Source organism: Bifidobacterium aquikefiri (genome assembly GCF_002259795.1).
Taxonomy (GTDB): Bacteria; Actinomycetota; Actinomycetes; order Actinomycetales; family Bifidobacteriaceae; genus Bombiscardovia; species Bombiscardovia aquikefiri.
In genome coordinates this window covers 134,915-155,886 of sequence record NZ_MWXA01000007.1, presented here as the reverse complement: position 1 = coordinate 155,886, position 20,972 = coordinate 134,915, and the positions used below count along the sequence as shown (strand labels likewise).

Annotated in this window: 15 protein-coding genes and 2 tRNA genes; 6 read left to right on the top strand and 11 right to left on the bottom strand. The window is 48.9% G+C overall.

Annotated elements, in window-relative coordinates; genetic code table 11:
- The 11 genes from BAQU_RS08090 to BAQU_RS08045 all read right to left on the bottom strand — a co-directional run.
- Nucleotides 1-477: transposase (locus BAQU_RS08090; protein ID WP_211277145.1), on the bottom strand; the 477-nt coding region annotated here is incomplete at its 3' end.
- Nucleotides 478-656: 179 nt separating this feature from the next.
- Nucleotides 657-2,675 carry an AAA family ATPase gene (locus BAQU_RS08085; protein WP_094694531.1) on the bottom strand — a complete coding sequence of 673 codons (2,019 nt, stop codon included), beginning with the start codon at nt 2,673-2,675 and terminating at the stop codon, nt 657-659.
- A gap of 21 nt (nt 2,676-2,696) precedes the next feature.
- Nucleotides 2,697-6,590: a YobI family P-loop NTPase gene (locus BAQU_RS08080; protein WP_094694529.1), complete on the bottom strand. Its 3,894-nt coding sequence runs from the start codon at nt 6,588-6,590 to the stop codon at nt 2,697-2,699.
- Nucleotides 6,591-6,636: 46 nt separating this feature from the next.
- Nucleotides 6,637-6,927, bottom strand: coding sequence for a restriction endonuclease (locus BAQU_RS08075; protein WP_094694527.1), 291 nt, complete (start codon nt 6,925-6,927; stop codon nt 6,637-6,639).
- Complete coding sequence (locus tag BAQU_RS10615; RefSeq protein WP_244568488.1) at nt 6,924-8,564, bottom strand: type I restriction endonuclease subunit R, EcoR124 family; 1,641 nt, start codon at nt 8,562-8,564, stop codon at nt 6,924-6,926. Before BAQU_RS10615 ends, BAQU_RS08075 begins: the two co-directional genes overlap by 4 nt.
- The gene (locus BAQU_RS10610; RefSeq protein WP_244568487.1) at nt 8,513-10,048 is read right to left on the bottom strand and encodes a type I restriction endonuclease subunit R; all 1,536 of its coding nucleotides are present in this window, start codon (nt 10,046-10,048) and stop codon (nt 8,513-8,515) included. The genes BAQU_RS10615 and BAQU_RS10610 overlap by 52 nt, the downstream gene beginning before the upstream one ends.
- Nucleotides 10,045-11,208 (bottom strand): restriction endonuclease subunit S, encoded by a 1,164-nt coding sequence (locus tag BAQU_RS08065; protein WP_094694525.1) that lies wholly within the window; start codon nt 11,206-11,208, stop codon nt 10,045-10,047. Before BAQU_RS08065 ends, BAQU_RS10610 begins: the two co-directional genes overlap by 4 nt.
- On the bottom strand, nt 11,205-11,687 hold the full coding sequence (locus BAQU_RS08060) for a hypothetical protein (RefSeq protein ID WP_094694523.1): 483 nt from the start codon (nt 11,685-11,687) through the stop codon (nt 11,205-11,207). Before BAQU_RS08060 ends, BAQU_RS08065 begins: the two co-directional genes overlap by 4 nt.
- Nucleotides 11,684-13,252 carry a type I restriction-modification system subunit M gene (locus BAQU_RS08055; RefSeq protein WP_094694521.1) on the bottom strand — a complete coding sequence of 523 codons (1,569 nt, stop codon included), beginning with the start codon at nt 13,250-13,252 and terminating at the stop codon, nt 11,684-11,686. Before BAQU_RS08055 ends, BAQU_RS08060 begins: the two co-directional genes overlap by 4 nt.
- Nucleotides 13,253-13,468: 216 nt before the next feature.
- Nucleotides 13,469-13,549 (bottom strand) — tRNA-Leu (locus tag BAQU_RS08050).
- A gap of 112 nt (nt 13,550-13,661) precedes the next feature.
- A tRNA-Thr gene (locus BAQU_RS08045) sits at nt 13,662-13,737 on the bottom strand.
- A gap of 229 nt (nt 13,738-13,966) precedes the next feature.
- Between BAQU_RS08045 and BAQU_RS08040 the strand changes: the two genes are divergently transcribed.
- From BAQU_RS08040 to BAQU_RS08015, 6 genes are all read left to right on the top strand, one after another.
- Nucleotides 13,967-15,091, top strand: coding sequence for a mannose-1-phosphate guanylyltransferase (locus BAQU_RS08040; RefSeq protein WP_094694519.1), 1,125 nt, complete (start codon nt 13,967-13,969; stop codon nt 15,089-15,091).
- 327 nt (nt 15,092-15,418) lie between these two features.
- A complete protein-coding gene (pgi, locus tag BAQU_RS08035; protein ID WP_094694555.1) occupies nt 15,419-17,113 on the top strand; it encodes a glucose-6-phosphate isomerase in 1,695 nt (564 codons plus the stop codon).
- A gap of 255 nt (nt 17,114-17,368) precedes the next feature.
- Nucleotides 17,369-17,746: a 50S ribosomal protein L19 gene (gene rplS / locus BAQU_RS08030; RefSeq protein WP_094694517.1), complete on the top strand. Its 378-nt coding sequence runs from the start codon at nt 17,369-17,371 to the stop codon at nt 17,744-17,746.
- A gap of 195 nt (nt 17,747-17,941) precedes the next feature.
- Nucleotides 17,942-18,694, top strand: coding sequence for a signal peptidase I (lepB, locus tag BAQU_RS08025; protein ID WP_415446920.1), 753 nt, complete (start codon nt 17,942-17,944; stop codon nt 18,692-18,694).
- Nucleotides 18,695-18,701: 7 nt separating this feature from the next.
- The gene (locus tag BAQU_RS08020; RefSeq protein ID WP_169713290.1) at nt 18,702-19,520 is read left to right on the top strand and encodes a ribonuclease HII; all 819 of its coding nucleotides are present in this window, start codon (nt 18,702-18,704) and stop codon (nt 19,518-19,520) included.
- Between the two features lie 256 nt (nt 19,521-19,776).
- Nucleotides 19,777-20,850 (top strand): LacI family DNA-binding transcriptional regulator, encoded by a 1,074-nt coding sequence (locus BAQU_RS08015; protein ID WP_244568490.1) that lies wholly within the window; start codon nt 19,777-19,779, stop codon nt 20,848-20,850.
- Nucleotides 20,851-20,972: the final 122 nt, after the last annotated feature.

The window sequence follows — 20,972 nt, the reverse complement described above, 5'->3', positions numbered from 1 at the left end:
GAACACATACGGGTAGGGCTGGGATAGCGGGCGTTCGCGCCAGGCGTCGATGTCCCCGTAGACCTTCCTGAGCTTGTCCGACAGGGTCTGCGACGGCATCCGCGCTCCCCACAGCGCCTGGGAGATGTCGTCGACGCGGCGGGTGGACACGCCCGCCAGGTACATGTCGATCAAGGCCTCCTCCACGCTCTCCTCCCGGCGTCGGTACCGTTCGATGACCGCCGACTCGAACAGGGCGCCCTTCAGCTTCGGCACCCTCACACTCAATTTGCCGGCCTTGACCGTCAGATCGCGTTCGTAATGGCCGGCACGATACGCCTTCCTGCCGCAGGAACGCTCGTAGCGGGCCGCGCCGGTGATCTCGTCGGCCTCGGCGTCCAGCATCCGGTTGAGGATCTCGGTGACCTTCTCGCTCACCATCCGGTCCAGTTGGGTCTCGAACATGGGTTGATTCACCTGTAAAATGTGCTTGGGCATGGCCCGTACCTGCTTTCCAATCGGTTTTCTCTTTCAGCGATTGAAAATCGTACACACAGGACGGGCTATGCTCCCACCACCTCAAAACTGCGCAAGAATCCGGACGTTATCCATGGCCCGTACCTGCTTTCCAATCGGTTTTCTCTTTCAGCGATTGAAAATCGTACACACAGGACGGGCTATGCTCCCACCACCTCAAAACTGCGCAAGAATCCGGACGTTATCCATATATTTGGTAATGTATAAGCATTCTCAATCGTCCCATTATCTTTGTAGCTGTACACAAGTCCAAACAAATATTGGTATTCCGTTTCAAAGTTCTCTAGTAAGGGATCAAGCTTTTCGAGTGTTGCATATCGTTGATGATCAGATTCCGAAATAGAGTTTTTGATCATGTAGAGGCTATGTTTCCCACGACTATCGTGCTTAATCCAGTTAAGTGTCAATTTCAGTAAATTGAAATTATGCGTTAGCACGAATACTTGAGACGCATATTTTGTGGCTTTCTTCATAAAGGAGAAAGCTTGAAACTGATGTGTTGAGTCGAGACTTGATACCGGATCGTCTATAATTAGGATTCCGTTTTGACTCGTGGAAAGGCGGGAATTAATTTCGGTGACAAAAAAGATGAAAGCAATGGCTGTTTTCTCACCTTCGCTGAGGTGGGTAGCGGGTTTGTTTTGGCGTAAGATTGAGAAACCTTCTTGCCTGTCGTCCATAAATTGAATTTCCCGTGTTCCAAGGAAACCGGATATTGCATCATTTAAGTTTTTACACCCTAATTTCGTCGAAGAAATTGTCGCGAGATTACTTGCTATATCCTTTGCAATACTGTCCCGACCTCTAATATTCTTCAATGCGTCACCATCAGTGAGGTCCTTTAATTCATCGACTGCTTCTTTTATGCACCCATCGAGTTGATCTACGATCGTTTTAATACCGCTTAAGTAATGATTTTCGATTTCGTTGCTTGCAGATTGCTGCTTTGTTACGAAGTTGTCTGTTATTGCATTGTGCCGCTCAATCAGATCGTTCAGATCTTTAATACTTGATTCCCAATCCGAAAGAGTATCCGATGTGTCCACGGATAAAGAAGCTGAAGTGTCGTCACGTTTATCTTTAAGTTTCCGTACTACATAGTCAAGATACCGTACCAGATGAGTAGCCTTGTCTTTGATATCTGATTGGACTGCTCTGACTTCTCCTTGGAGTTCATTGTAATAATGCAGTGGATCGAGTATCGGGATATTTTGACATTGGTTTTTAACCTGTTCAAAAGCTTTAATCAGTTCGTCTATTTCTCTCTTCAGCTGCTGGTCTGCTTCGGTGAAGTGTTGATGTAATTGGTAAAGTCTTTGTTCGGAAATTCGGTGACCACAAAACTCGCATATATCGTTTTTATGTTTTTCTTGCAACTCTATGCCATTTCCCACCCAATGAGCTATATCGGGATTATCATGCAAACGTTGGATTATTTTGCTTTCTACTGTCTCTTCAAGTAGCTCATTGGCGGACGATAATGAGTCAGCTATTGATGTCGCCAGTTGCTGAATGGTTATTGGGCCAATCTTCACCTTCGCTTGTTGTGCGACTGCTTGCGAGGCATTACTCAAGTCTGTTTTCGAAAGCGTTTGGAAATATTTTGCTCTGTCGAAAGCTTTCTCGGCGTTTGTCTTATTGTAATTTCTAACAACAGCGTTTTTAGTAGCCTGGCTGATCATCTTCGCAACGTTAGTAAACTCTCTGCCTCGTGATTTCTTCGCAACAGTTAATTTATCGTTAAGTTCGCCAATTCGTCTGTCTGTTACCTGTAATAAAGCTTGATCAGACTTAATTGTCTTTAGTAATGCCTGGTTTTGCTCGCCGAGTACAACGGATATAGATTTTGAATGTTGTTGGCCGAAATTGACATTGGCATCTACGTAATCTTGGTTGAACACCAGAACAGGTATATCGATGGAATCTCCAACTGAAACCTTTTTGCCGGAGTTGAGTAAAAAAGACGCGCTCATATCTGGATAATCTATTGGGACATGGTGATTGTCTAAAGCGGAAAAAGCTCTCGATAAGGTAGTCTTCCCAGTTCCGTTCCAACCATATATCACATTAAAGAAATTAAAAACAGGTAGCCCATCGGCCCAAGAGTAGTTACGGTACAGCCCGAGATTCGATATTGATTCAATTCTATTGATTTGCATTGTTTGCGCCTTAATAATGAGTCATTGTTGTTTACTCACAACAAAGGCTGTATCCATTTCGTCAAATGAAGCAACAGTAGATCCGTTGTTTTTCAAGTATTGAAGTAATTTGCGATTCTCAGTGGTCTTTGGGATTTTTGCTTGGTCATTTTCTGACGATAGTAAGCGATTGTAATCCCCAGGTAATTGGCTAAGTATCGTTTGGATTTGTTCAAGAGACAAGGCGTCTTCTGTATTGAGATTGAGACATATTAATTTGATAACCAATGACGATGAAATTTGTGCATTCGCAAGTATGTGAAACTCCTCAAAACTCAGTTTACGCTTCTGCTGAATGGCGAATTTGGCTATAGCTTCAAGTCCCTCTTTGTCAGCGTTCGCTGAATACAACGTGAAGTTATTGAGTATTTCACATTTAAGGTCGCTAGAGAGTAGTTTGCTTTGCAAGAAAGAATCAAGATCGGTTGGGGGTATAAGTTCCTGATTCATAAAAGTCTTAAACTGTTCAGAGATTGCTATAGCCTTCTCCCTTGTCTCCCAACTTGCTGACTTAAGGCGAATAAACGTATTCTCATCATCTGCGATGATTTTATGCTTGATAAGTTCCGCAGGTAAGTCACCATCTTGAACTGACATCTCCTCGTTGACGTCCAGGAGAGTTTCCAACTCCATACCTTCAATCAACTGGATCTTGAGAGGCACGTCGAGCAGGTCAGGTTTCGAGTTTATAATATCCATAGCGAGTTCTTTTCTGTCGGCAACAGATTCTTCGTCTTTTGGAATATCGACGATAACTTTTTCTGCGTTCAGCATTTTTGCTAGGTTTTGATTGATACCATCAGACATACTGATATACAGAATTACGTTTGTATAAGTAAGCACGATTTTCGATCGTTTTACTAATTCGTCACAAATGTCGTCGTTTTTGATAGCGGCGAGAACCGTTATTTTACAGTCATCTGCAGATCGCGAAATAAGACGAGCAGCGAGACTTATATCAAAGGTTTCTTGTGCAGCCACTTCATTGAGCACTTCGGACATTACAGCAGGCTTTTCTATTGTGTGATCACCGCTATCGAGTACTGACAAGTATTCAGGTAGATGCGACAACACATTCTTATACACGGATTTAGGTTGTACCGATAACAAGCAGTCGAGAGAGACACCAGCTGATCCAGTTATAATCATCATGTTGGCACGATTGATTTCATACATGTTTCTCACTACAAATTGTTGAGCGAATTTATTAGCAAAAACATTCAAATCAGTCGCAACAGCGTCGGCCTTTTGTAAGACTGTTGAAATGGCGACTGCAATTTTGGTATGAATATCCTCCTGTTTTAATACCAGAAGTTCTGTAAGATTTTCTCGCAGGAACGAACACGACTTATCGCTGATATTATATCGCCTAGGTTCTTTCAGCTCACTCTTAGCGTCGAGATTCTCTAAAGTAAGATTTGTCCAGCGTAGACGGTCACTTTCGTTCAGCTTGATTTCTGAAATGAAGAACTCAAGGACATTTGTGTTTTTTTGAAGCAACGGTGGTATCAACACAGCCTTTGTTGCCTCGTTTTGTCCTGACTCGTAATATGCTTGGAGAAACTTTCTCTCGTCTTCTCCCAAATGCGAGAGCGCATCGATTAGCTTATCAGTGCGTAGCCGGACATCCGGTTGTTGACTTTGATTTTCTACGTAATACTTATCGAGGATGTAGCTGAGAATTGAGATGTTATAAAATGCACGTTCACCAAGATCATGGTTTTCATTCATACGCAATACATCGGCAACATCTCTATCGTTCAATGAAAATTCGACATCCATCTGATTAGGCTCAATTTGATGATGGATAAAGTTTGTAGCTGCTGCGCTCACTCTGTCCCCATAGAACATTTGCGCGTACAAAGCATAATTTCGATTGAGTACACCTTTCTTGACTAACTCATAAGCCAATCCGTTCCCAAGTCGATATTGTGCAATTTCATTAAATGAGTGGTTGTCAGAGGTCTTTCCCTCATTATTATCTATTGAATTTTCCTCAGTTTTTGGTAGCTTTATGGCTAAAGTGAATTCTGAGCATGGAATCAAATCAGCCATATCAGCTGAACGTAAGAAACTAATCTGTTCACGATGCATATCTATCTGACTTGAGAGGTCTTTCAACCTGTTGGGTTCCCATGAACTCTCATCAAGAGATATGTCGGATATTGCAGCGATATCGGTTTTATCAAATGTAAGATTAAGGGAATTACCATAATAGCCGTTTCGAACTGATACTTTAATCTTTTGTTTGTCAGCTACTTTGATGTACGAATCCCAGAAAGCTTCATTTTTCATGTCTTCAGTAGTTATTGTTTGATTGTTAAAATTAATATTAAAACTTGGGGTTCCATTTGTATAACCATGCACCTTAGCGACTAGCTGGAGAGCGGCATCGAATTTCTCGCCAAGTGTATTGCTTCTATCGCTAATTTGATTGATTTGAGTTTTCTTGCTCTCTAAGTCACGATTTTTTTCTTGCAGTCCACTTATATTCCGCGATACTAAGTTTCGATAATCTGCATAGAGACGATCCATGTTGCTTTTGCCAATTCGCATCAGTTCAAATTGGCGCATACTAGTGTTCTTATAGAGCATCATCGCAAAAATCTGGTCATCGTTGAATTCAACATCTACCCCTTCACCGGCATTTAGACGATTATGGAATATAATGAATTCATTACAGGTATTCTTCAGAAGTCTCATATCCGTTACATAACGACCTGCGAGATCCATAATCGAGGGCGATATATGGAATTCTGAAATGCTCAACAGTTGGCGAATCAGGCTGCCGGCGGTGGTATGCGAGATAAATGGAACAACTGGGATCACGATATCAAAAAACTTCGTACGATTAGCCCGAATTGATTCAGCCTCGGCAGGGTCTTCAATGTCTGGAATATCTTCAGTTAACTGCTCTCTAGTTTTTTGCTGTTCGTTTTTCAATGACTCATTGTCAAACACGCTATCTTTCAACGCATATATGAATTGTATAGGTTTATCTTTTCGCTCTTTAGTGCTATTTAGCAATATGTTGAGTGAACGAAGTGTTTCGAAGATATCAGAGTCATTGAATCTGTCTAAGTCTTCGAAAATGACAAGCGTTTTATTTGATCGCTCAAAATAGTACATGATTTCGTCAAGATATTGGTCAAAGAATGAGACAGACTGCTCATCGAGTGTTACGGTCGCAGGACCGGCAGAAAACTGTCTAACATGGACACGTCCATGGAGCATATATACTGCTCCGAAGGACAGAGCTGAGAATAATACGAAGACCAGCAAAAGAGTGAGTAAATGCTGGATTATTCCAAAGGAGAGCGAGAATGCAGCTAAAACATCCATATACCAATTAGTGGCAAGAAATGTTGCTACACACACTAGTCCACCGTATAGCGCCGCGATCATCTCGCGTCGCAGGTTTGGTCTTCCTATGCGATTGAAACGTGACTGAGGCATATCCTTCGGCTGTTCGCTATACAACAGCTGTTTGACTATTTCCTGTTGGATTCGATTAGTGGTAGTCGTCGCCTGTTTAGGTACAGATTTATCTACTTTTCCTAGATCAATCGGCGCGAGTGTCGAAAGAGATATTTGAACAACTTCATGTGCATGTTTTCGAGCAAGCTCTCCAAGAATACTACTCTTACCAACTCCATAACTGCCTGTGAGGGCGACATTGTGAATATCGGGCCTTTTGAGACAGGCTTCCAATTCTTTAACATATGGGGCATGCACGCTCGCGTCGAATTTTGGGGTTAAAGGGAACAGTTTCCAAGGACCTACTCTGTCCTCATCATTGCTCATCTTTACCCGGCTTTTGCCGAGTGAATTCTGGCTTGAGAGACTTACATTACCACTCGACGCATGATCGATCATGACTCTCCTTTTGCAAGTTGGTAGAAAATATCACGGAATGTAATTGTCACATTCTCCACCCTTCCGGTGATGATTTGGCGTACTCATCAATGCCGATGGCTGCGAAATGTTTCTTGCCGCATTTGATTTTGGCAACTTCAGTTGGACACAACAACTCATCAAACGCACTGCTCTTGGTTTCGCGGATCATGTAGTTTTTCTTCTCGCCGTCTTCCCGTTTGAGGATCGCCAAGTCTGGATTATGTTCATCCATAGGTGCTGGGGTCAGAAACTTAGGAGACAACTCGATGGACAGATTTATGTCCAGCATTTTGGGCGCTTCATTGGTTGTGATCATTGTTCTTCTCCCTGCCCTAGTCCGGTGAATCGTTTGAAGAATGCGGTGAGCTTATCGATGACGCGTTGCTTCTTTTCGGCGTGGCCGCCGCTAGCGGTGAATCGGGATGTTGGTGGCAGGATGGTGGTGATGGCGGTGCCGCTGGTTTGCAGGGTGCCGTCTCGGAACGCGTTCTGGATGAACTGCTCGGTGGATTCGGGTTTGAGGTTTTCTTCGCTGATGATGGTGTGGAGTTCTTGTTCGCGTTTCTGGCTGACGAACTGTTGCCATTCCTGGTCGACTGGGTTGGTCAACGATATTGTGTCGACGAAGGTTTCGATCAGGTCCTTCTTGTCGCGCAGGGTCGGGCTGGCATCCACGGCACGGCTGATTTCGGAGCGGATCTCCTTGTCCTCGCCATTGCCGTGTTCTTGCCGGTACTTTTCGACGAGCATGAGGATGTAGTCGACGTTGATTTCGACTTGTTTAACTAGTTCGATTTCGAAGGTCACATCATCGTTGATGGTTTCCTTGTCCGAGTTGCCATTCTTGCGATATTCGGCAAATAAGTCCAGATAGATGCTGCGATAGTCTTGGTTGTCGCGTTCCGAGATGATCTCTTGACCGGCGTAGTCGTCGAAGGAGCTGAGGATGTTCTGCAGTCTGAGGATGTTGCCGAACAGTGCGATGAACGCTTTCTGCTGGCTCTCACCAACAATCTGCTGGCCGAGTGGATAAGAGCCGACGAGTTCGTGGACCTTGTTCTCATACTCGTGGTAATAGTCGCTGTATGGCTTCAAAAGCACGATGCCTTGGGCGTCCTTGTTGCCGAAGAGTTCCAGCGCTTCGTTCGTCTCTTTTTCCAGATTGCGGAAGGAGACGATGTTGCCGTAGGTCTTCACCGAGTTCAGGATTCGGTTGGTGCGTGAGAAGGCTTGGATAAGCCCGTGCAACTTCAGATTCTTGTCGACGAACAGCGTGTTCAGCGTGGTGGCGTCGAAGCCGGTGAGGAACATGTTGACCACGATCACCAAGTCGATCTGACGGTTCTTGAGCCGTAGGGAGAGGTCCTTGTAGTAGTTCTGGAACTTGTCCGCACTGGTGTCGTAGCTGGTGCCGAACATCTCGTTGTAATCCTTGATCGCATCTTCGAGGAAGTCACGATCGTCGCCATGCATGGCGTTGGGATCGAAGTCCTCTTCATCGAGGATTCCTTCTTGCGACTGCGCATTGGGAGCATACGAGTAGATCAGTCCGACTTTGAGACGTCTGTCTGGAGTCAGCTCCGCCTGCTGATGCTGGAACTGGCTGTAATAGCGTTTCGCTGCTTCGATGGAGGCAGTGGCGAATATGGCGTTGAACCCGTGCGCCCGCTGGGTCTGCTTGATCTCCGCTACCGTATCCTGAGCGGCATGACGTGACCGCACGATGGCAGCCACGTTCGTCACCAGAGCATGCTGATAGCTGCTGGCACGGCGGGTCTTCTGGTCGAAATGCTCCAAGGTGTACTTGACGATCTGATACAACCGCCGAGTGTCAAGCAGCGCCTTTTCCGTGTCGATGGCGGACACCTGCGCATCCTGCACCGTGCCCACCTTCACGCTGTTCACATAGTCGATGCGGAACGGCAGCACGTTCTTATCCTTGATCGCATCCACGATCGTGTACGTGTGCAGCTTGTCGCCGAACGCCTCGGCGTGGTCTTGAGTTTCGGGTTGCCACCGGCTCCTGCGTTCATGGAGAAGATAGGCGTACCGGTGAACCCAAACAGGTTGTATCGTTTGAACGCCTTGGTGATCAGCGTGTGCATGTCGCCAAACTGGGAGCGATGGCACTCGTCAAAGATGATCACCACATGCTGGCCGTACACCGGATGCTGCGGGGTTTTCTTTATGAACACTGCCAACTTCTGGATCGTGGTGATGATGATCCGCGCATTAGGATTCTCCAATTGCCTTTGTAACACACGGAACGACGTATTCGAGTTCGCTGCACCCTTTTGGAACCGGTCGTACTCGCGCATCGTTTGATAGTCCAGGTCCTTGCGATCCACGACGAACAGCACCTTGTCCACGCCATCCATGCGCGTTGCGAGCTGGGCGGTCTTGAAACTCGTCAAAGTCTTGCCTGAACCGGTGGTATGCCAGATGTAGCCGCCAGCCTTCACTGTGCCCAGCTGCCGATAATTCGTCGAGACGAGGATTCGCTGCAGGATTCGCTCCGTGGCCACGATCTGATATGGGCGCATCACCAGCAGCATCCTGTCTGCCGTCAGCACGCAGTAGCGTGTCAGAATGTTCAGGATCGTGTGTTTGGCGAAGAACGTCTTCGTGAAAGCCCGCAGATCTGTGATCGGCTTGTTGCTTGCGTCAGCCCACCAGCTGGTGAACTCGAAGCTGTTCGATGTTTGATGGGTCGACGATGTGCTCTGCCGCTTCGCCTCATTGATATGCTGACGGCGCGTCGTATTTGAATAGTATTTCGTGAGCGTTCCGTTACTGATGACGAACAACTGCACGTATTCGAACAGACCGGAACCCGCCCAGAACGAATCGCGCTGATAGCGGTCTATCTGGTTGAACGCCTCACGCAAATCCACACCACGCCGCTTCAACTCCACATGCACCAATGGCAAGCCGTTCACCAGAATCGTCACATCATAACGATTCGAATACTTCGCCGAGCCACCATCCGCTTCGCCCGGCACCTCATACTGGTTGATCACCTGCAAACGGTTATTATGAATATCCGTCTTGTCGATCAGCTTGACATTCTTCGTACTGCCATCATCACGACGCAACACCTGGACCGAATCCTCCTGAATACGTACCGTCTTCTCAACGATCCCGTCGTTCCTGTCGGCGATGCTATGCGTGAAGAACCGCTGCCATTCCCCATCCGTGAACGTCATGCCGTTCAAAGTCTCAAGCTGAGCACGCAGGTTATCCACCAAATCAGATTCAGTATGAAGTGAAAGATACTCATACGCCTGCGACTCGAGCAGCTTTATGAGAGAGTTCTCCAGTTCAGCCTCTGACTGATACGATTCCTCGCCGGACGCGTCGGGCACGTACTCCGACACCACCGTGCTCTCCGCCGACACCGCAATCGGATCAAACCTACGCGCCACAGCCTCACTCATACGGTCAACTCCTTAAACGTGAGCAACCTATCCCGATAATATTCATACTGCTTACGACGAGCAGCAATCTCAGCCGGTAGGCCAGACGAGAGGTCATTGACCAGAGAATCGAACTTATCGAGTATAGAAACGATACGGTGCTGTTCGGAAAGGGGAGGGAGAGTGAAAGTGAGTTCTTTAATACGTACTACCGCGAGACCTGGCTGAGCAGATTTAGTTTTGAACTGATTCAAATCCATCTGCGTAAGTTTGTGAAAAGCCCAAGCCATATCAACCTTTATTTTGGGCGTAACAACTACTGCATGTTCAGTAGCATAAAACTTCCCACTAGTTCGGTGAACGTTGCCACACAACGCACCTTGTCGACCAATAAACACTGCGTCATTGTTATGTGTAAATTTATCAACGTAACCGCGAATTCCATTTCCTCCGAAACATGGATAACACTGAGTCTCATTAGGAGTATCAGAAATTACGGAAGCAGAAATATGTGTACCTGCTCCCATATCAAATACGTCACCCAATCGCATCACAGTATCTTCGTAATTGCTTAATAATTCAGCGCGGTAATACTCATACTGTTTCTTCCTTGCCTCCAGCTCCGCCTCCAGCTCCGCCTCCAGCGAGGTGAACGAATCCAAAATCCGAACAATCTCCTCCTGTACAGGCAGCGGAGGAACCGGAACGCGAATTTTTGCTAGTTGTTTTGCGGAAACGTCAATAACCTTTGTGCCTGTTGCAAACCGTTTTTTCTGATTGAAGAATTCAGGTGATTGAAACCAGTAGGAAAGATATTTTGGATTCATGTGATGTCTAATTACAGTTGCATGACCGCCAGTAACAATTCGGCTAGAACCGAGCCAGGCAACGGTTTTACATACATCTTCAATGTTTTCACTTGTGTTTGTAACAATAAGATCACCGGGGTTGACCTTCACTAGTCTCGATGCCTTTTCTTGGTTCACAAATGATATCGTTGAGTTGGCCCAAGTGCCATAGTGAGTATAAATCTGTCCATAATGAATTGCGCCAACACCAATATCAGTTAGATCTGCCTTGGGCATTCCATTACCCCTAGCGAGTTCTGCAACATCTCCGAGAGTCTTGTATTCGACTCCGTCGGGGCAAAACTCCTTCAATAATTCCTCGATGCGGCTCATATATTGGGCCTCACAATACTTCTAATCGCATAGAGACCATCGCTCACGTTCTCAAGTCGCGAGATAAAATCATCAAGAAAAGATGTAGTTACTTCGAAGTACTTGTTTTTTTCGTCAACGCGACGATGCAAGATCTGTTCACCTGATGGAGATGTGATCGGGTAAGCGTGAACAAAGTCGCTACGCTCCGTGTTTAGTCGTTCAAAATCCGTTGCAACTTTCACGCCAACCGTTTTCACTTTGTCTGTAGCGCTCCACTGCTTGATTGCCGACCGGAACCTTCCGAGCACGGCTCCGGATGTTAAGCCTTGAAGTTCGATTCGATTTGCTTTGGGGTTCAAGTAAGTAATCACTTCACACACGAAACTGTTGATAGATGCAAATCCGTAAAGCGCCACACCGAGACGGAATAGGTACATATCGTCGGTAGGTAATGCGATTCGAGTACGCTGACGGATTTGGCCCACGCTGGAATTCATGATTTCCCCTCCAGATCGGCAACGATGGCATCGATCTGTGTTCTAAGCTGCTGCTCACGTTCAACAATGCCAGCAATCTGTTGGTTCAACTTGTGAATATCGATTTTCTCGCGGGTGTCTTTCTGCTGCACGTAGCTGGAGACGGCGATGTTGTATTCGTTTTGGCCTATTTGCTCGCTGGATACTAGTTTGACCCGGTAATCCGTGTCCTTTCGTTTCGTGAACCAGTCGAGAATGTGCTGGCGGTTTTCATCGTTGAGCTTGTTCTTGTTGCCTGAATGTTCGAATTGGTCGGATGCGTCGATGAACAGGATCGAGTTGTCTTTCTTTGACTTCTTGAGCACGATGATGCAGGTGGCGATGGTGGTGCCGAAGAACAGGTTTGGCGGCAGCTGGATTACGGTATCGATGTAATTGTTGTCGACCAGGTATTTTCGGATCTTGCGCTCTGCGCCTCCACGGTAGAGCACGCCGGGGAATTCAACGATTGCTGCCGTGCCGTTGACTGCCAACCAGGAGAGGATATGCATGGTGAATGCCAGGTCGGCCTTCGACTTGGGTGCTAGCACGCCCGCGGGCGCGAAGCGTTCATCATTGATCAGCAGTGGGTTGTCCTTTCCCTCCCAGTGGATCGAGTACGGAGGGTTTGACACGATCGCCTCGAACGGTTCCTCATCCCAATGCTTAGGATCGAGGAGCGTGTCCCCGTGGGCGATGTCGAACTTCTCATAGTTGATGTCGTGCAGGAACATGTTGATGCGGGCCAGGTTGTAAGTGGTTAGGTTGATCTCCTGGCCGAAATAGCCTTGCCTCACGCCATCCTTGCCGAGCACTTTCGCGTACTTCAGCAAGAGCGAACCTGAACCGCAGGCGGGGTCATACACTTTGTTTACCTGTGTCTTGCCGACTACGGTAATCCTGGCCAAGAGCTCTGAGACCTCCTGAGGGGTGAAGAACTCACCGCCCGACTTGCCCGCCTGCGATGCGTACATGGTCATCAGAAACTCATAGGCGTCGCCGAAGGTGTCGATCACTGTGTCGCCAACATCGCTGAGTTTCAGATCGCCCACGGCGTTCAGCAGTCTGACCAGTTTTTCGTTGCGCTTGGCGACTGTTGGTCCGAGCTTGTTGCTGTTCACATCCAGATCGTCGAAAAGGCCTTTGAGATCATCCTCACTGCCTGCTCCAACCGCCGAGGCTTCAATGTTCTTGAACGTCCGCTCCAACGTCTCATTCAGATTCATATCACTGGACGCTCGTTCTCGCACTTTTGCAAACAATTCAGAGGGCAGGATATAGAAACCCTTCTCCTGAACCGTATCCTTACGGCCCAACTCCGCCTCATCATCCGATATCGCAGCGTAGTCGAAATCAGGATTACCCGCAGCGTGCTCGCCCTTGTTCAGATACGCGATCAGATTCTCACTAATGAATCGGTAGAACAGTAGCCCCAGCACATACGTCTTAAAGTCCCAACCATCCACTGCACCACGAAGATCATTGGCAATTCGCCAGATCGTCTTATGCAACTCCGCGCGTTGACCTTCTTTGGTGGTTGGTGACATTTAGAATTCTTCTCCCTGCAATAGTTGCATCACATCATTAAGACCTAGCTGACTGCGGTTATTGCTATCGCCGCCAAGCAAGTTGAGCGCTGCAATCTGTAGGTATTATCGCACGTTTGACAAGTATTTTGAAGAAACGACATCACAGCCGCTCCGGAAGCCCAAACCCGTCCGCCGAAAACTTCGATAAGACGGGTTCGAATAAGACCTTTATCGTGCGCGAGATGGGACTTGAACCCACACGTCCGAAGACACAGGAACCTAAATCCTGCGCGGCTACCATTACGCCACTCGCGCTTGTGCCAGATAAGGCATGATGGGAATTGACGGATTGAACGTTGAATTCGAACCATGCTACATCTGAAATGCACCTTGCCCAGCATACTTCGGATGTGGTGCAATGTGTGCATGGAGCCACTTGACAGAATCGAACTGTCGACCTGCTCATTACGAGTGAGCCGCTCTACCAACTGAGCTAAAGTGGCAAGTCGCCAAAATCTTCTGCAACACACGCTTCTCAATGTTTTCAGCTTATGAAAAGCTGGTTTCTTGAAAACCTCGTATTGCCCAGACCTTGCCTCGGCACAAATCATATGCCTCAGCATAAACTTCGGCACAGTCCTAAAATTGTACTGAAAACTTGAGATTTGTCCAGTCCTGGGCTGTGGCGTCGCGAGTTTCAAGCGTGTACAACACCTGCGAGAGAATGAAAGCATGACACTTGAGGACTTTCATGCAATCATTCCAGCTGGTGGAGTCGGCACGCGGTTGTGGCCGTTAAGCCGTAAGGCCAAGCCCAAATTCCTGTATGATCTGGTTGGATCAGGTCAGACGCTCATGCAATCAACCTACAACCGCCTGGTACCGCTATGCGGAGCTGACCATATATATGTCTCCACGGGAGAGCAGCATGTCAAGCCTATATGCGAACAACTTCCACAGCTGGATCTGTCTGCAATATTTCCCGAGCCTTCTCCCAGAGACTCCACGGCTGCCATTGCCTTGGCCGCTGCAGTGGTTGCACGCCGCTTCGGAGAGCGTTCAGTGGTCGGTTCATTTGCGGCAGATCATGTTATCCGCAACAACACTGCATTCGCAGAATCGGTACGTCAGGCAGTCGTCACCGCTCGTGCGGGATATATCACGACAATAGGCATTGCGGCATCACGGCCTTCCACGGCATTCGGCTACATCCACGAAGGCAGATCATTGGCGTCGGAGATTCCTGACGCGCCATCCGCCCATCTGGTTGAATCCTTCGTTGAGAAACCAGATGCACAAACGGCGCAGGGATACCTGGAAACGGGGGAGTATCGCTGGAATGCCGGCATCTTTATCATGCGTGCGGATGTCTTGCTCGATAACCTGCGCCAGACGAAGCCTGATATATATAAAGCCATTCAAGCGATTGCTCAAGCTTGGGATCAGGGAGAGGAACAGCGCGCTCAGGCCATGGGGCGTTGGTGGAACGGAATCGAGAAAATCGCCTTTGACTATTCCGTAGCCGAACCGGTTGCGGCAAAAAGCGGGGTCGCTGTGATCCCCGGGGGATTCGGATGGGACGATGTAGGCGATTTCAATTCAGTCGCCGCGCTGCTGCCGAGCTCAAACCGGCAGAATATCAAGGTACTTGGGGACTCCGATAATCTGGTATATCTCGATTCCGCAGGAGACGTCGTTGCCCCACAGTCTGGAAGAACCATTGCCCTGCTTGGCGTCGATGACCTTATCGTCATTGATACACCGGACGCACTGCTTGTTGCACCGCGCGCTCGCAGCCAAGAAGTCAAGGACATGGTGGCCTACTTGGCGAAATCGGGTCACCATGACATCCTCTAGCAGACGGAACACGTCTCAACACACTGAATTTCCCAGAAGCAGTGCTCATTGTGAACTCTTCAAAGTATCAATGGCGTTTTTAGGGCACAATCAGGCCGTTGATTAGTGTAATTTCGCCAATTTGAAGTATCTATACTTTGAAGAGTTCACAATGAATATGAAGTTGTTGAAAAACATGGCGGCAATCTGATTCCGACACTGCAGAATGCAAGAACTTGTTTGATAATGTCCACTTTTGTAAGTAATGTGAACAACGGAATTCGAGGCAAACCTGAAATGCAAACGTTTGTATCGCTTGACAATGAAGTTGATGAAAGGAATCGAATCATGGCAATTAACCCCCCAATTGATGCCACAGCTACCCAAGCATGGAAGGATCTGCAGAAGCACTTTGAAGATCTGCAGCACGAAGGCATCGATCTGCGTACTTGGTTCAACGAAGATTCACAGCGTACAGCAAAGCTCAGCTTCGATGCCGGTGACTTGCACTTTGATCTTTCCAAGAACCTGATCAAGCCTGAAACGCTGCCATTGCTTGCAAATCTCGCCAAGAGCGTGAACTTGGAAGAGCGTCTCAAGGCAATGTATAGCGGTGTCCATATCAATAACACCGAAGATCGTGCTGTGCTTCACACCGCGCTTCGCCGTCCAGTCGAAGACGAGGGCAAATACATCGTCGACGGTCAGGACACCGTCAAGGACGTTCGTGAGACACTCGATCGCATCTATGCGTTCGCCGACAAGGTTCGCTCGGGCGAGTGGAAGGGCGTCAGCGGCAAGAAGATTGAAACCGTTGTCAATATCGGTATCGGCGGTTCGGATCTTGGCCCCAACATGGCATATCAGGCATTGAAGCCATATGCGGATGCAGGCATCTCAGCTCGTTACATTTCCAACATTGATCCAAACGATCTTGCTGAAAAGACCAAGGGCTTGAACCCTGAGACCACGCTCTTCATCATTGTCTCCAAGACATTCTCAACTCTCGAAACGCTGACCAACGCTCGTGAGGCAAAGGCCTGGCTGCTCGAAGAGCTTCAGGCACAGGGCGCAATTGATGGTTCGCAAGAGCAGAGCAAGGATGCCATTGAGCGTCACTTCGTTGCAGTTTCGACCGCTCTTGATAAGGTTGCGGCCTTTGGCATCGATCCACAGAATTCCTTTGGTTTCTGGAACTGGGTTGGCGGCCGTTATTCCGTGGACTCGGCAGTCGGCACATCCTTGGCTGTGGTCTTTGGACCAGCGCGTTTCGAAGAGTTCCTCCATGGGTTCCATGAAATCGATGAATACTTTGCCAACACACCAATCGAGCAGAATGTCGTCGCGTTGCTTGGTCTCATCAACGTCTGGTATGTGAACTTCTTCGGCGCCCATTCGCATGCCGTTCTGCCATATGACCAATACCTGAACCGTTTCCCTGCGTATCTGCAGCAGCTGACGATGGAATCAAACGGCAAGTCCGTGCGCTGGGATGGCACTCCGGTAACCACACAGACCGGAGAGATCTATTGGGGTGAGCCAGGAACAAACGGCCAGCACGCCTTCTATCAGCTGATTCATCAAGGCACACGCCTTATCCCGGCTGACTTCATCGCCTTTGCCAACACGCCGAATCCTGTCAAGGATGGCGACCAGGATGTTCACGAGCTCTTCCTCGCCAACTACTTCGCACAGACCAAGGCGCTCGCATTCGGCAAGACCGCTGATGAAGTCCGCGAAGAAGGAACGCCAGAAGCAATCGTTCCGGCACGCGTATTTACCGGAAACCGTCCAACAACGTCAATCCTTGGCGATGCACTGACACCTTTCGCACTTGGTGAGCTGATTGCTCTCTATGAGCACATCACCTTCGTTGAGGGCACCGTGTGGGGTCTGGACTCCTATGACCAGTGGGGAGTCGAGCTTGGCAAGGTTCTCGCAAAGCAGATCACGCCAGCCATCTCGAGCGATGACGAAGCTCTTGCGCAGCAGGATCAGTCCACCCAGTCGCTGATCAACTTCTACCGCGCACACCGCGAGTAGTCACTGTCTTGGCCCATTGTTGCGTCAGGTCGTGAGAATGGGTTAAGATGCTAACTTGATATGCCGAAATCGGGGTTGCCGTATAGACCCCGTTTTCAAGAGGTCCAGCCATGCGAGGCGATGAGCTTCGCATCGTGGCGGATCGGCACTCTCCTGTGGGCAAACTTGCAGGAAATGATTGGGTTTGAGGTACGCAAATCAACGCGTGCAAACCCCTTATCATGCACTGATGTACGGCAGTGATGGAGGAACAGCATGAATGCTATTCAAGACTTTGAGGCCAAACAGCTCAAGTCAGAAGAGTCAATTCCAGATTTTCGCTCTGGGGATACCGTTGAAGTCAATGTGAATATCACAGAGGGCAACAACACCCGTATCCAGGCTTTCACCGGCGTGGTGATTGCTCGCTCCGGTGCCGGTCTGCGTGAGACTTTCGTGGTCCGCAAGGTGAGCTTTGGCGTTGGAATCGAACGCCGCTTCCCACTGCACTCCCCACAGATTGCTTCGGTGAAGCTCCTGCGCAAGGGTCGTGTCCGTCGTGCAAAGCTGTACTACCTTCGTGATCTTCGCGGCAAGGCAGCTCGTATCGTTGAGCGGAAGGATAACAAGGCCGCAACTTCCGAAACGAAGTGACCTAGTAATGTTCTTTGCAGCATAAGGCAGCATCACCAGGCATCAGCATGACCCGAAGTCCCATGACTCCGGGTCATTTATTTTGGACTAAACTGCGATTATAGTCGTGAATTGCGTCAAGACTGCCGCGTTGGATTCGCAGCGCGCTGTGTTGCCTCAGGACTGTGTCACCTCAAGAAAGCGAAGTAGCAAGCCGTGCACGATTCAGATGACGATGAGTATGTGATCGCCGTTGCAGACAGAGGCGTTGACCCAGCCGCATATGTGCGTCGTGGTCAAACGGCTCGCCATAAGGCACCGCCGCAGGTGCCTGAGACTGAATCATTGTTCAGCATGAAAAATCTGTTCACGCTGGTTGTTCTTCCTTTTGCCATCGTGTTGGTCATCAGGCTCTTTTTCTTTGGATTCTATTCAATTCCGTCAGCTTCAATGATGGATACCATTCAGATTGGTGATCGCGTCATCACCTCGAAAATCGCGCCGAAGCATCCTGGTCTTGCACGAGGCGATGTCATAGTCTTCAAGGATCCCGCGCACTGGCTGAGCGCCGAGAGTTCTTCCACTTCCTATCAAAATAGTGAATATCTGATCAAACGTCTGATAGGTCTGCCGGGTGACACCGTGGCGTGTAAGGGTCCGGGCTGGCCAATAACGATTAACGGTGTCGCCATAGACGAGAAGGATTACATTCGGCCGGGCGTTGATCCGAGTTCCATGGCATTCAATGTCAAGGTCGCCGCTGGGCACGTCTTCGTTCTTGGTGATAACCGTTCGAATTCCGCTGATTCCCGATATCATGCAAATGATGGCGATAATGGTCTTGTTCCTGAATCTGATGTTGTCGGGGTTGGTATGGTGGTCTATTGGCCAATATCGCGATGGTCGGTGTTGAGCAATCACAAGAACGTGTTTGCCTCGGTTCCCAATGCGGATTCGACCACGGAATGAAGATTCAATGTCGCTGAAGGATTCCACCATACAGACAACGATTCACGCCGTTCCAACCTTGAAGATGGAGCAGGCAATCATTGCACAGGGATTTGACCTGATCATCGGCCTTGACGAGGTAGGTCGCGGCTCGCTTGCCGGTCCTGTGATGGTTGGCGCTGCTGCCTTGAGATCGCATTCGGTGCAGGATCACAACGTTCCCACGGGCTTGGCGGATTCCAAGATGCTGACTCCACATCGTAGGGAATCGCTGATAGATCCCTTGCAGACATGGTCGGATGCGTGGTCGGTGGGTTCGGCAAGCAACCACGAAATCGATCAGTCGGGCATTTCCCATGCGTTGGGGCTGGCTGCGCTCAGGGCAATTTCTGCAATTGAAGATTCCTGTGACGTGCAGGCAATGCGTCACGAGCAGAATGCGACCGAGATCGTTCAGGAGAATCAGACTGCTCATTTGGCCCCGGCCAATCAAGTCTCGCAACCATTCTCTACCTTGCCTCGCCAGACCACCGTGGCTGTGATTCTCGATGGTCCCTTCGACTACATCACCAAAGCTCTGCATGCCTTCGACACGCCTGATGTTTCCATCATTCCCACGGTATTCACCAAGATACGGGCTGATGCATCGTGTGCCACGGTAGCGGCCGCTTCAGTGCTCGCCAAAGTCAGACGTGATGCCTTGATGACACAGCTATCGCAGACGCATCCCGAATATCAGCCATTCCATTGGGAACGCAACAAGGGATATGGCTCAGCTGCTCACCGTGCGGCGATACGGCAGTACGGACCATCGGACTTGCACAGAATCTCGTGGCATTTGGAATAGTCAGCACCTTTGAAAATGCATGTACCTACAATGTCTGCGGCATTGAATTGTGGCGTTGGCTTGTGGACATTGACCTGTGAAGAATCGTACAGGAATCCTTGAAGCGTGTTGATATATGGAATTGCAGCGCATCGAGTATGCTCAAGGAAACTGAGCCAGATAGGAGAATGCGCATATGAGCAGTGCAAATGGCGCACACAATGGCATACACGATGGCGCACACCATGGCATACACAATGGCAAAAAACGCCCTTCGATATTCGAGGTCGCGCGATGTGCGGGTGTCTCTCATCAAACGGTGTCGCGAGTGATCAATCATTCCCAGGATGTCTCTGACTCGACTCGTGCGAAGGTTCAGAAGACCATCGACAGGCTGGGGTATCGTCCCAGCAATTCCGCACGAGCCTTGGCTTCCAGCAGGTCGCGCACCATAGGCTTCATTGCGGGCGGCGTGCAGTTCTATGGGCCTGTGTCGTCAATGAGCGCCATAGAGAGCGTTGCCAGATCCCATGGTCTTTTCATGTCGGTTGGCATGATTGACGAGTCCAAGGCATCAAAGAAGGATGTTGAGGAACTGTGCGAAATGTTCCTCGAGCAAAATGTGGATGCGTTCATATTCCTTGCTCCCACCGATCTGATGTTTGCGGCAGCATGTCAGGCAAGAATCAATCAGCCGAAGGTCATCATCACATCAACCCATGGCGCCATGAGCATTGAGGAAGGTCTGACCCATAATCATGGAACGCAGGATGTTTCATTCCTCGGCATAGACCAGTGGTCTGCGATGAGGGATGTTGCCACCTTGGTCAGAAGCCTGGATCACCGAACGGCACTGTACCTCGCAGGACCAGCGCAATGGCGCGATGCGCATACGCGGCGGCAGGCCTGGCAGACCTATTGCAGGCAGATGAACATTCATACTGATGTGATTCAGGCCTCAAGCTGGTCTGCAAGCGAAGCCTATGCTCTCATGAACCATTTTCTGGATGAAAGCGGCAGCGGGGGCAGCTCATTGCCCACCGTGGTCGTTACGTCAAACGACAATCAGGCGATAGGAGCTTCGCGCGCGATGCATGAACACGGCATTCGCATTCCACAGGATATGAGCCTGGTAGGTTTCGATGACATGCCGGGAATGGACAATCTCTATCCACCACTGACGACTGTTCATCCGCATTTCGATCAACTTGGCACCCTGGCAATGCGCGAAGTGCTCGCATTGCTTAACGAGGGGCCACATCCGCTGTTCCGTGAAAGTCTGCATGGTGCGGGTCTCGTGCCTGCAACGCTTATGAAAAGGCGGTCCTTGACTCAGGCCAGAGGCGAGTGATCCCGTAAGGCCCCGCTATCTGCATCTTTGTCACAGCAGTTTTCAACACGCCAACCACAGTGCTACGTACAGTCGCCATAGAGGTATAGACTCATTATGTGAGCGCTAACAATTCTCGTGTG